This is a genomic window from Frankia sp. CcI49 (assembly GCF_001983215.1).
Lineage (GTDB): Bacteria > Actinomycetota > Actinomycetes > Frankiales > Frankiaceae > Parafrankia > Parafrankia irregularis.
Map to the genome: position 1 here is coordinate 91,979 of NZ_MOWP01000017.1, position 12,944 is coordinate 104,922.

Below are 12,944 nucleotides of genomic sequence, written 5' to 3' on the forward strand. Positions count from 1 at the left end.
CGAATAAAATTTTGGTTAGCTTAACCTAAATCGTTGCCGGCACAACAGGTGCGATCAAGCCGAAATGCACCTGGCGCGGGTCAGGGCCGGCCACATGTTCGCTGTCTTCGGGAGCAGGTCAGTAGGTCGCGGGCAGGCCTCGACGTGCGTACGTCGGGCGCAGCCCGCACCGGGCGGGTCGGCGACGTGAAGGGCTCACCGGTCGAGCCGGTCGAGCCGGTTCCGCAGCTCCCGTTTGTCGATCTTTCCGACGGCGGTGTAGGGGAACCCGTCCATGACCTCGAGCCGGTCGGGAAGCATGAACCGGGCCAGGCCGCGGTCCCGCAGATAGTTCTTGATCTCCTTGAGCCGGGGCGCCCCACCGGGGGCCGCGACGACGACCGCGCAGACGCTCTCCCCGACATCGGGGTCGGGCAGCCCGACGACCGCCACCTGGGCGACCGCGGGATGGGTCTGCAGGTGCTCCTCCAGCTCGCCGGCCGAGACGTTCTCCCCGCCGCGGTTGATCACGTCCTTGACCCGGCCCTCGACCACCAGATGCCCGGTGGGCAGCTGACGCACGAGGTCGCCGGTGCGGAAGAAGCCGTCGGCACCGAAGACGGTCGCGTTGTGCGCCGCGGCCCGGTAGTACCCGCGGATGGTGTAGGGCCCGCGGGTCCACAGCTCACCGACCTGGCCGGCCGGCACCTCGTACCCCGACCCGTCGAGCACCCGGACCTCGTCCGCCTCGGCCAGCGGCCGGCCCTGGGTGGTGAAGACGGTCTCGTCGGGGTCGTCGAGGCGGGTGTAGTTCAGCAGCCCCTCGGCCATCCCGAAGACCTGCTGGACGCCGGCCCCGAGCGTCGGCGTGATCCGCCGGGCGAGGCCCTCGTCGAGCTTGGCGCCGCCCACCTGGAGCAGGCGCAGGCTGGTGGTGTCCGGCCCCTCCCACCCGGCCGCCTCGACCCACAGCCGCGCCAGCGGCGGGACGGCCGCGGTGACCGTCACCAGCTCCCGGCTGATCAGGTCGAAGACGGCGTCCGGGCTCGACGACAGCGCCATCACCGCCGCCGCACCCACGGTGAACGCGCCGAGGATCCCCGGGCAGGCCAGCGGGAAGTTGTGCGCCGCCGGCAGCGCGACCAGGTAGACGTCGGCGGCGGTGAGCCGGCACACCTCGGCGCTGGCCCGGGCGTTGTAGGCGTAGTCGCGGTGGGTGCGCGGGATCAGCTTCGGCTTGCCGGTCGTTCCGCCGGAGATGAGCAGCACGGCGATGTCGCCCGGATCCCGCCCGGGGACGGTGGCCCCGCCAGCGGTAGCCCCGCCAGCGGTAGCCCCGCCAGCGGTGGCCCCGTCTGCGGTAGCCCCGTCTGCGGTAGCCCCGCCTGCGGTGGCGTCGGCGGAAGGCGCGGCGGCCAGCCGGGCAGAGCGGCCCGCAGCGGACAGCGCGTCGAGGCCCGTGTACGGACCGGGCTCGCCCGCGACCAGGACGTGCCGCACCGACGGCACCGCCTCGGTCACCTGACGGGCCAGCTCCCGGTAGTCGAAACCTTCGAACCGGTCGGCGATGACATACCCGACGGCGCCGGCCAGGCTCGCGAAGTGCTCGATCTCCACCCGCCGGTGGGCCGGCAGCGCGAGGACGCCGATCGCGCCGCGGCGCATCAGCGCGAACAGCGTCGTCACGAACTCGGCGCGGTTCGGCAGGTGCACCACCAGGTGGTCACCGGGGCCGATGCCGACCGAGGCGAGCCCCGCGGCGAGGTCGTCCACCGCCTCGTCGAGCTCGGCGTAGCTGATTCGCCGGTCCCCGCAGACCAGTGCGGTGGCCGGCCCGGACCGGCGGGCCCACTCCCGCAGCAGCTCGTCCAGCGTCCGGTCGCCCCAGTAGCCGGCCTCCTGGTACCGCTCGACGAACTCCGCCGGCCACCGGTTCCACCCCGGGTCCGCCGCGCCGTCGCCGGGCTGGCCACCAGGCTGGCGGTCAAGGTGGGCGTCGAGCTGGCCGTCGGGCCGGTTCGTCGTCGTCGACGGGACGGTCACCGTGCGCCTCCCGGTTCGTCGAGTCCCGGTTCGTCGAGTCCCGGTTCGGCGAGGTCCGTCGCCTCGCCGCCGAGCGCGGCGGCCACCTCCGCGTCGGTCATCGCCGCGATCTCCAGGGCGATCGCGGCGACCCGGTCCGCCCGGCCCGGGACGGGGTCGGCGGCCCGGATCCGCTCGGCGAGCGTCGCGACGGTCGGCGCCGCGAACAGGGAGCGGACGGTGACCGCGGCGGTGTCCAGCTCGTCACGCAGCCGCCGCACCACGGCGGTGGCCAGGACGGAGTCACCGCCCAGCGCGAAGAACTCGTCGGTGACGCCGAACTCCGGCACGCCGAGCACCTCGCGCCAGACGTTGAACACGACCTGTTCGAGATCGCCGCGCGGCGGGGTGTGCTCCCCCGTGCCCGCGCCCAGAGCATGGCGCACGGCGGCCGTCACCGCCTTGCGGTCGATCTTCCCGTTCGCGGTGAGCGGGAGGGTGTCGAGCGTGACCACCAGGTCGGGCACCATGTGCGGCGGCAGCATCCCGCGCAGGCCCTCCCGCACCGCGGTGGCCAGCTCCGTACCCGCCAGCCCCGTACCCGCCAGCCCCGTATCCGCCAGCTCCGTACCCGCCAGCTCCGTACCCGCGGCGTCGGCGCCCACCGCGTCGCCGCCCGCGGCGTCGGCGGGGACCACGCCGGCTCCGAGCGCGGCGGGGTGGCCGGCGGCGCCCTCGACGAGCACCGCCACGCCGGCCCGCACCTGTGCCAGCGTGTCCAGCGCGGCCTCGACCTCACCGAGCTCGACCCGGAAGCCTCGGATCTTGACCTGGTGGTCGCGTCGGCCCAGGAACTCGACCGTCCCGTCCGGCTGGTAGCGGGCCAGGTCACCGGTGCGGTACCAGCGCACGCCGCCGTGTTCGACGAACCGGTCCGCGGTCCGCTGCGGGTCCCCCAGGTACCCGCGGGCGACCCCGTCGCCGCCGATCCACAGCTCGCCGGTGACGTGGTCGGGGCAGTCCCGGCCGAGCGGGTCGACCACCCGCAGCCGCACGTTGCGCAGCGGCGTGCCATACGGCACCGAACGCCACCAGTCGGGCACCGGCTCGGTGCCGACGACCTCGCAGATCGTCGAGTGGATGGCCGTCTCGGTGGTGCCGCCGAGACCGAGGAAGCGGCAGCCGGGCACCGCGGCGTCCAGCCGGCCGGGCAGGTCGACACCCACCCGGTCGCCGCCGAGCAGGACCGCCCGCAGCGTCGGGCCGAGGTCCACCCCGGTGGACAGGACGAGGTCGAGCACGGTGGGAACGCAGTTGAGGATGGTCACCCGGTGATCCCGGACGAGCTCGGCCCACCGGTGCGCCTCCCGGCGCGACTCCTCGTCGAGCAGCACCACCGCACCGCCGACCGACAGCGGCGCGAACAGGTCGAACACCGACAGGTCGAAGTCGAGGGCCGACACCGCCAGCGTGCGGTCGTCGACACCGAGGCCAAGCCGGTCGATCAGGTCCTCGATGGTGTTCGCCGCGGCCCGGTGCCCGACCTCGACCCCCTTGGGCTGGCCGGTCGACCCGGACGTGAACAGCACGTAGGCGGGCCGGTCCAGCCCGCCGAGCTCCGCGGGTGCCAGCAGATCCGGCACCGGCAGCGGCTGCACAGCCGGGTCGGGCCGGGCGGCCTGGTCGGGGGCGATCTGGACGACGCCGGCGGGGACCCCGTCCCGCGGCGCGTCGGTGATCAGGACGCCGAAGCCGGCGGCGGTGGCGATGCGCTCCACCCGGGTGGGCGGCTGCTCGACGCCGACCGGCACGTATGTCGCGCCCGCGGCCAGCACGCCGAGCACGGCGACCACCTGGGACGGCCCCTTGGGCAGGCTGACACCGACCAGGTCACCGCGGCGCACGCCGTGACCGACCAGCGCGCCGGCCAGGCTCAGCGCCTGGCGCCGGAGCTCGCCGTAGCTGAGCTCGCCCCGTCCGGGCGCGCCGGCGGTGTCGTCCCACACCAGCGCGGGCGCGTCGGGGGCGCAGACGGCCCGCTCGAAGAACCCCTCGTGCAGCAGCCGGGTCGGCACCCGCCCCGCGGTCTCGTTCACCGCCCGGCGGATCTCACTGGTCGCCGCGGGCAGCAGGCCGTCCACAGGGACGTCCCAGGCCTCCCCGGCAGTGGCGAGATCCCGGACGAGATGTTCGAAGGCACCGAACATCCCGTCGACGGCGCCGGGCGGAAACTCGTCCTCACGGACGTCCCAGTTGATCAGCAGGCCGCCGTCGATCTCGGTGACCTGCGCGTCCAGGAGCACCTGCGGGCCCTGCGAGATGATCCAGACCGGGTCGCCGAAGAGGCGGCGCACACCGGCGTCGAACAGCTCGCCGAGCCCGAGGGCGCTGGTGAACACGACCGGCGCGAGCACCTGCTCACCGGTGCGGCGGGTCAGGTCGCGCAGCACCTCGACGCCCGAGTACTCGGCGTGCGCGGCGTCGGCGTGCAGCCGCGCCTGGATCTGGCGCACCCGGGCCGCGAACGGCAGGTCCTCGGTGACGTCGACCTCCAGCAGCACCGAGCTGGTGAAGTCGCCGACGACCTGGTTGATGTCGGGGTGGACCGGCTCCCGGTCGAACATCGGGACGTTGAGGACGAACCTCGACTCGGTGCTCCACCCGGCGAGGACCTCGGCGAACGCGGTGGCCACGGCCATCGCCGGGGTGACGCCCCGGCTGTGCGCGGCCGCCCGCAGGGCGTCCCGGGACGCCGGCGGGAGGACGAAGTGGCGTCGTGCCACCGACGGCCGTCCCCGCCTGCCGGCGCCGTCGGCGACCCGGGGCAGGCCGGGGGCACCGGGCAGGCTCGGCAGTCGGCCCTGCCACCACTCGGCCGCAGCTCGGGCCGCGGCGGTGCGCTCGGCCGCCCGCGCGGCGCGGTACTCGCGGTAGCTGTAGCCCAGCGGCGGGAGAACCTCCTGCGGCTGATCGTAGAAACGGGCGAGGTCGGCCAGCAGGACGCGGAAGCTCACCGCGTCGGCGGCGACCATGTCGACGTCCAGGTGCAGCCGGGTGCGCCCCGCGGGCAGCAGGCTCAGCTCGGTCGCGAAGACCTCACCGGACTCGATGTCGAGCATCTCGTGCGACATCCGGTCCCGGATCTGGTCGAGGCGGGCCCGCACCGTCGGCTCGTCGAGGGCACGCAGGTCATGGACGGTGAGCCCACGCCAGCCCGAGTGCTCCTCGACGATCTGGGCACCGTTGTCGGTGACCCGCACACGGAGCATGTCGTGCCGGGCCACCAGCCGCTCGATGGCGCCGCGCAGCCGGTCGGGGTCGACGTCCTGGCCGTCGAACTCGGTGAAGAGGTGCGCGGCGACCTCGCCGAGCGGCTGGCCGCCGTCCCGGCCGACCCAGTAGGCGTGCTGCATGAGCGCGAGCGGGAACTCGGCGTCGTCGGCATCCGTGTCGGCGTCGTCAGTGCCGGTACCGGTACCGGTACTGAGGCTGAGGTCGACGCCGGGCGCGAGGCCGGCGTCGGCGGCGGTGTCACCGTCCACAGCGGCGGCGGCTTCGGCAGGGTCCCCGACGGGGCTCGGCGAAACCGCCGCGACAGGATCACCGGCAGGCGGCGCCCCCGCGGGCGGCAGCCCGGCAGGCGCGATCCCGGCAGGCGGTGTCGTCACGGCGGAGGGTGCGCCGGCGGGAGGTGCGTCCGGTGCCGGGGCGCTGGGCATCCGGGCGAAGAGGATCTTGAACCAGCCGTCCACGGTCGGGTTCTCGGCGAGCTCGCCGAACGAGACCGCGACCCCGGCCTGCCGCCAGCGTCCGACCGCCTTCATCAGGGCGATGGACTCCAGTCCCAGCTCGAACAGGTTCGCCTCGTAGCCGACGTCCTCGGGCTCCTCGTCGAGCATCCGCGCCACGATCGCGCGGACCGCGTCGATGTCCTGGGCCAGCGCAGGCCCGGCGGCCGCCGCGGCGGCCACGGTCCGCGGAGCCGGTGCGGCCGGCACGGCCGGCACGACCGACACCGGCTGCACGGCCGGCGCGGCCTGCGCAGCTGGCGCGGCCTGCGCAGCTGGCGCGGCCTGCGCAGCTGGCGCGGCCGCGACGAGGAAACGGCTGACGCTACGCAGCTTCTCCCGGGTCTCCTCCGCCTCACGGTCGGGCTCGGACTGGGCGACGATGCCGGCGCCGGCCCGCAGCCACGTCCGGCCCTCGTGCTGGAAGACGGTGCGCAGGACGAGTGCCGCGTCCAGGGACCCGTCCGCGTCGACGGTGAGCACCGCCCCGCTGTAGAGGCCACGCGGTTCGCTCTCGTACCCGGTGATCGCCTCGCAGGCGGCTGCCTTCGGCACCCCGGAGGCGGTGATCGACGGGAAGACGGTCCCGAAGGCGTCCCAGGCGTCGCGGCCGACGGCGAGGCGCCCGGCGACGCGGGAGGCCAGGTGCTGGACGCTGCCACGTTCGAGCACGGTCATGAACTCGTCGACGGCGACCGAGCCGGGCCGGCAGAAGCGACGAAGCTCCTCCTGGCAGGCCTGCACCGAGACGGCGTGCTCGTAGATCTCCTTCGGGTCGGAGAGCAGCACGTCACGCAGCCCGCGGTCGGTGGCGGCGTCGCCGGTGAGCGCCCGGGTGCCGGCCAGCGGCTGGGTGGAGACGAGGCCGTCGGCGCTCACCTCGACCACGGTCTCCGGGCTGAAGCCGGTCGCACGCAGGTAGCCGACGTCCAGCAGGAAGGAGCGTGCCGGGGTGTTCCCGGCCCGGCCCGCCTCGTAGGTGGCGACCAGGTCGATGTCGCCCTCGACGGGGACGACCCGGGAGAGGATCACCTTGCGCAGCCGTTCGGCGTGGATGTCGGCGACGGCCGCGGCGACGGCCTGCCGGTACCCGTCGACGCCGTGCTCGAGGTCGGCGACGGCGAGTGGTCCGGCGGCGCTCGGGGCGTCGACGGCACCGCCCGTGACCAGTTCCGCCAGCGCCGCCTGCTCTGCCAGCGCCGCCTGCTCTGCCAGCGCCGTCTGCTCTGCCAGCGCCGCCTGCTCGGCCGAGTCGGCCAGCCCGCCCGTCGCCGGTGGGATGACGGCCGCCGCCAGGGTGCGCAGGGTCGCGGCACCGTCGACGAGCCGAGCCTCCTGCCGGGGCACGATCAGGTGCAGCAGCGGTGCGTCCCCGGCCGGCACGGCGAGGCCGGCGAGCAGGTGGCTGAGCTCGAAGGCCGCCCAGCCGTAGGCCCGCCAGCCGGCGATGTCGAGGCCGGCGAGGATGCCCGCGATCTGGCGCAGCGGCGCGGGACCGGTCGGCTCGACCTGCCACTGCCCGGTGCCGGTGCGGTGGCGCAGCTCGTGCGCACGCAGCTCGATCTCGGCCAGGACGCCCGTCCCGAAGGACCATTCACCCGCGCGCTCGTACACGACGAACGGGCCGGTGGCGGAGCGGGCCAGCCGGGCGGCTACGGCTGCGGGCGGCTGGCCGAACGGGACGATCCTGCGGTGGCGGTCGGGGCGGGTGGTCACCGGGAGGCTGAAGCGTCGGAGCGGGCGACTTCCCCGGCACGGGCGTCGGAATCCATCTGAGCGACCAGGCTCAGCGGACGCAGATCGGTCCAGTGGGCCTCGACGTAGTCCAGGCAGGACTGGCGTGTCTCCTCGCCGTGCACAACGGTCCAACCCGCCGGAACGGCGGCGAAGCTCGGCCAGAGGGAGTGCTGACCCTCGGAGTTGACCAGTACGAAGAAGCTCCCGCTTTCGTCATCGAAGGGATTCGTCGACATACCCGCCGTCTCCTTGATCGCACCAGAACAGTTAGGCCGACCTAAGTCGGTATAAGGTGAGGTTAGCCTAACTAATGCGGTATGACCAGCGATTACGCCGGATCGCTCACGATCGGATCGCTCTGCAGCTGGCTGGGCACGGAATGTCCCGCATCGACCAGGACGTCTCCCGCGGCATCTCCCCGGACGTCTCCGGCGACGTCTCCAGCGGTGTCACCCGAGGTGTCACCCGCGACGAGACGGCCGGAGACGAGGCGAACCCGCCGCGGCAGGCGGTCGATGGTCGCCTGCCGGTGCGCGATGACGATCAGCGTCCGCCCCGGGCGCAGGTGCTCCACCGCTGTCTCCAGCCGGCGCGCCACGTCGGGGTCCAGGTCGGCCGTGGCCTCGTCCAGCACCAGTACCGGTGGGTCGACCAGGGCCGCCCGCACCAGTCCGACGATCTGGCGCTCGCCCGCGGACAGCAGCTCACCGCGGGCGCCCAGGGACGCGTCGAGGCCACCGGGCAGTCCCGCCACCCACTCGGTCAGACCCAGCACGTCCACCGCCCGCTCCATCGCCGCGCGGTCGGGCTCGCCCGGCGCCAGCGCGAGATTCTCCGCGAGCGAGCCGGTGATGATGTGCACCTGCTGCGGCACGAGGACGACATGGCGCCGGATCTCCTCGGGCGACACGGTGCTCAGGTCGACGCCGCCGAACGTCACCACGCCCGCGTCGGGCTCGTAGAGACCGCACAGGAGCTTCGCGAGCGTCGTCTTGCCCGAGCCGGTGGTACCGACCAGCCCGGCCCGGTCTCCGGACGGGAAGCGCACCGACACCCCCCGGAGCACCTGCGCGTCCTCGTCCGTCCCGTAGCCGAACCACAGGTCCGTCGCGGCGAGCTCACCGCGCGGCGGGAGCGACACCGCACCACCACCGGCGGTGGTGGTGGGTGCGTCGGAGGCGGGCGCATCCGTGGCCGACGCGGCAGTGGCGGGCAGATCGATGGCGGGAGAGTCGGTGCCAGGCGCGTCGGCGCCAGGCGCGTCGGTGGCTTCCAGCAGGTCGGCCAGGCGGGCCACGCCGACCCGCGCGGTCTGCAGCTGCCCGATCAGGCGGGACAGGCCGGCCAGCCCCTCGAACAGGTTGCGGGTCGCGAGCACGAACACCACGACAGTGCCCACGCCGAGGTGGCCCGACCGGGCCAGCCACACGCTCAGCAGCAGCAGAACCGCGGTGGCCAGTCCCTCGAGCAGGCTGAAGAGCTCCAGCCGGTTCTGCGCGCCGATGGTCCGGTTGGACGCCCGCAGCAGTTCGTCGTTGTCGCGGCGGAACCGCTCGACCCACTCGCCGGGACGTCCGACGACCACCAGCGCCTCACCGGCGGCCAGCGTCTCGGTGAACGTCGCGGTCATCGTCGCGTCGGCCGAGGCCTGCCGGCCGAACGCCGTGCGGGCGACCTGGTCGAACCACCGGACCACCGCAACCGCGGCGGGGATGAACAGCACGACGAGCACCAGCGACAGCAGCGGCGAGTAGACGATCAGCAGCACCGTCGTGAGCACCACGGTGAGCCCGATGCCGAGCAGGTTCGGCAGCTGCTCGCGGATGAACAGTGCCAGGTCGGCGATCTCGCCGGTGGCCCGCCGCAGCAGGTCCCCGGTTCGGTGCGCCTCCACGAACCGCAGCGGCGCGCCCGCGAGCCGCTCCACGACGAGGTCGCGCAGGTCCTGCACCACCCGTTCGCCGGCCCGGGCCAGCAGCACCTCCGACCAGCGCAGGAGCAGCAGACGGGCGAGGACGAGCACGATGAGGCCGCCGACCGTCCACCACAGTGCCGTCCGGTCGCGGGCGATCACCGCGTCGACGCCACGGCCGATCACGGGGGCGATCCCGACCACGGCGGCGGTGCTCGCGACCGTCGCGGCCAACGCGGCGGTCAGCAGCCGGCGGTGTGGTCGCAGGTGGCGCCACGCCTGGCGCAACGCGCCCGCGGTGGCCGGGTCCTCGTGCAGCATGCGGACCTCAGCCACGGTGACCTCCGGCGGTCAGATCAGCAGCATCAGCGGACAGCTCGGCACCGCCAGGCGAATCGGCGGCAGCAGCCGGCTCGGCAGCAGCTGCAGCAGGCGACTCGGCGGCGGCGGCCGGCTCGCGCTCGGCACCGGGCGGCGCGGTGTTGCGGGGTGGCGGTGGCAGCGTCAGCACCCGGTCGGCGGCGGCCAGCACCGCGGGCCGGTGCGACACCACGACAATCGCGCCGGTGGGATTCCATTCCCGCAGCCGGCGCAGCACCGCGGCCTCGGTCTCGACGTCCAGCGCCGAGGTGACGTCGTCCAGCACGAGGACAGCGGGACGCCCCAGCAGGCCGCGGGCGAGCGCGAGCCGTTGGCCCTGCCCGCCGGACAGCGTGCCGCCCCGCTCGCCGACCACCGTGTCGTACTGGTCGGGAAGGCTCATGATGAACTCGTCCAGCGCGGCGGCGTGGCAGGCGGCCCGCAGCTCGGCCAGCTCGATCTCGCGGCCCAGCCGCAGGTTGTCGGCGATCGTGCCGGTGAGCACGAGCGGCCGCTGCGGCACGAGGCCGATCCGGGTCAGCACCTCGGTGCGCGACGCGGCCCGCAGGTCCACCCCGCCGTAGCGGATCGTCCCCTCGGTCGGGTCCTCGATCCGGCACAGCAGCCGGGCCAGGGTGGACTTGCCCGATCCGGTCGGGCCGGTGACCGCGATGAACTCGCCGGGCGCGGCGCACAGGTCCGCCGGCCCGAGCACGTGGCGGTCGCCGTGGCGGACCACGGCGCCCTCCACCCGCAGGGCGCCGGTGGCCGGCAGCGGCACCACGGCGGCGGGGTCCTCGGCGAGCCCCGGGGTGCCGAGCACCTCGGCGATGCGCTCGGCGGCGACCCGGGCCTGGCCGCGGCCGGCGAGCAGGTCGACCAGGATGGCGATGGCCAGCGCGAGAGTCGTCATCCAGGAGGTGAAGGCGACCAGGCCGCCGATGGTCAGATCACCGCTGATGGYGGCGGCCCCGCCGATGCCCAGTCCGACCGCGATCGCCAGCCGGGGCAGCGCCGGCGGCACCGCGGACCACCAGGCCGACACCTCGGCGACCCGCAGGGACGTGCTCGTCACCGACCGGGACAGGTCGTGATGGCGGCGGACGAGCACCCGCTCGCCACCGAGCCCCCGCACCGCGGCGCTGGCCGACAGCAGGTCCTCCACCGCGTCCGCGCGGGAGCCGTGTGCCTCGGAAAGCGCCTCGTTGGCGGTGTCGTAGCGGCCGGGGAAGAACGCGTTGGCCAGCCCCACCAGCGGCACCGTCACGACGGTGACGAGCAGCAGGAGCGGGTCGAGCAGCCCGATGGCCGGCAGGACGACGACGACGGTGACGACGACCCGGACCCAGACCCCGAGGTTCTGCAGCCACAGCCGCACCAGGTCGACGTCCCGGGTGACCCGCATGACGAGGTCGCCGCGCCCGAAGCCGACCAGCGCGGGCCGGTCGAGGGTGGTCACCTTGTCGATGAGCTCGCTCCGCAGGCCGTGCGCGACCCGGTTGGCCGCGATACCCGACCACCACTGGCCACCCACCCCGCCCACCAGGAACGCGAGCGAGATACCCGCGGTGATGAGCGACCAGCGCACCGTCTGGTCGACGTCCAGCGGGGTGATGCCGTCGTCCAGGGCGTGTTGGATGCCCCAGGGCAGCACGAGCATCGCCAGCTGTTGGACGAGGGTCGCCAGCACGCCGAGAGACAGCGGACCGGGCATGGAGCGCAGCTGCGCCCACAGGACGGTGTTGCCAGCCGACATGGCCATCGCCAGGACCACTCCAGGGTGGGTGCCCGGCCCGGCCGGGAGCCGCCGCGGCGGAGCGCCCGGCGCTCGGGTGCGAGCAGAGACGGGGTCGGGACACCGGCGACGGGACAGCGGCCCGCCGCCGGGCGACCGAAACCTAAGGGAGACAACACCGATAAATTAGGTAAAGCTTAGCTAAGTACCCGGAACGGGTCAATCGATACGCCGACGTAACAGCATCCGCGCGAGCACCGTGCTCAGATCCGCCGCCGCTGCCGGGCCAGCAGCCACACCAGGTAGAGACCACCGACGGCGTTCGTCGCCACCCCGACGGGCAGCTGCGAGGGAGCGAACGCCCGCTGGGCCACCAGGTCGCTGGCCACCACGAGCAGCGCGCCGAGCAGCGCCGCCGGCAGCAGTGCCGCACCCGCCGACCGCGCCAGGTGCCGCGCGAGCTGCGGCGCCGCCAGCGCGACGAAACCGATCGGGCCCGCCGCCGCGGTCGCGCAGGACGCGAGCGCCGCACCCACACCGAGCAGCGCGAGCCGGCTGCTCTCCACCGACACGCCGAGCGCCCGCGCCGTGTCGGCACCCATGGCCAGCATCGACAGCCGCCGGCTCAGATAGAGCGCGGCCGGCAGCAGCACGATCACGGCGAACACCAGCGGGCGGACCTGCTCCCAGCTGCGCCGGCTCAGACTGCCCAGCAACCAGGTCTGGGCCGTGATCGCGTCACCGAGGGTCGCCCGCGCGATCAGGTAGGAGTTCAGGGCGGTCAGCATCGACGCCACCCCGATCCCGATCAGGATCAGCCGGGGGCCGGCGACACCCCGCCGGAACGACAGCAGGTAGATCGCGACCGCGGTCAGCACACCGCCGGCGATCGCACCGAAGGACGTCTCGTAGACGCTGCCGTGCAGGACCAGGATCACGATCACCGCCCCGGTGGCCGACCCGGCGGTGAAACCGATGACGTCCGGGCTGCCGAGCGGGTTGGCCGTCATCGTCTGGAAGATCGCCCCGCTGACGGCCAGGGCCGCGCCGACCAGCAGGCCCGCGACCAGCCTCGGCAGCCGCAGCGTGCGGACGATGAAGTCCGTGCCGGAGCTGCCGTGCCCGAGCAGGCTGTCGACCACCTCGCGGACCGACAGGTGGTAGTCACCCGTCGTCAGGGTCAGGACGCTGACCACCAGAATGGCCACGACCAGCCCGAGGCAGACCAGCACCCCCCGGCCGTCGACGCGCAGCGACACCCGGTCACCTCGGTCGCGAAGCACCCAGCCGCGTGGCACCGCACCCCCGGGCAGGACGCCGCCCGGCAGGACTCCGCGCGCCGCTCCGGGCAGGCCTGCCGTTCCGGTCGCTCCTGTCGCCATGGACTCACCTCCCCCCACTGCCGCCCCGT

The 12,944-nt window shown here is 74.1% G+C and carries 6 protein-coding genes; all 6 read right to left on the reverse strand.

Annotated elements, in window-relative coordinates; all coding sequences use genetic code 11:
- Positions 1-195: 195 nt before the first annotated feature.
- Positions 196-2,022 (reverse strand): AMP-binding protein, encoded by a 1,827-nt coding sequence (locus tag CcI49_RS15740; protein WP_076827471.1) that lies wholly within the window; start codon positions 2,020-2,022, stop codon positions 196-198.
- Entirely contained in the window at positions 2,019-7,505 is a 5,487-nt protein-coding gene (locus tag CcI49_RS43290) for a salicylate synthase (RefSeq protein ID WP_083749531.1), read from the reverse strand. Before CcI49_RS43290 ends, CcI49_RS15740 begins: the two co-directional genes overlap by 4 nt.
- Positions 7,502-7,762 (reverse strand): MbtH family protein, encoded by a 261-nt coding sequence (locus tag CcI49_RS15760; RefSeq protein ID WP_054570516.1) that lies wholly within the window; start codon positions 7,760-7,762, stop codon positions 7,502-7,504. The genes CcI49_RS43290 and CcI49_RS15760 overlap by 4 nt, the downstream gene beginning before the upstream one ends.
- 92 nt (positions 7,763-7,854) lie before the next feature.
- A complete protein-coding gene (locus tag CcI49_RS15765; protein ID WP_198955550.1) occupies positions 7,855-9,774 on the reverse strand; it encodes an ABC transporter ATP-binding protein in 1,920 nt (639 codons plus the stop codon).
- Positions 9,767-11,560, reverse strand: a complete 1,794-nt coding sequence (locus tag CcI49_RS15770) for an ABC transporter ATP-binding protein (RefSeq protein ID WP_076827743.1) — start codon at positions 11,558-11,560, stop codon at positions 9,767-9,769. The genes CcI49_RS15765 and CcI49_RS15770 overlap by 8 nt, the downstream gene beginning before the upstream one ends.
- A 236-nt stretch (positions 11,561-11,796) precedes the next feature.
- Positions 11,797-12,915, reverse strand: coding sequence for an iron chelate uptake ABC transporter family permease subunit (locus CcI49_RS15775; RefSeq protein ID WP_083473838.1), 1,119 nt, complete (start codon positions 12,913-12,915; stop codon positions 11,797-11,799).
- Between the last annotated feature and the right edge of the window lie 29 nt (positions 12,916-12,944).

Coding starts and splice junctions, on each gene's coding strand:
- CcI49_RS15775 (WP_083473838.1), bottom strand. CDS start 12,915: ATGGCGACAGGAGCGACCGGAACGGCAGGCCTGCCCGGAGCGGCGCGC.
- CcI49_RS15760 (WP_054570516.1), bottom strand. CDS start 7,762: ATGTCGACGAATCCCTTCGATGACGAAAGCGGGAGCTTCTTCGTACTG.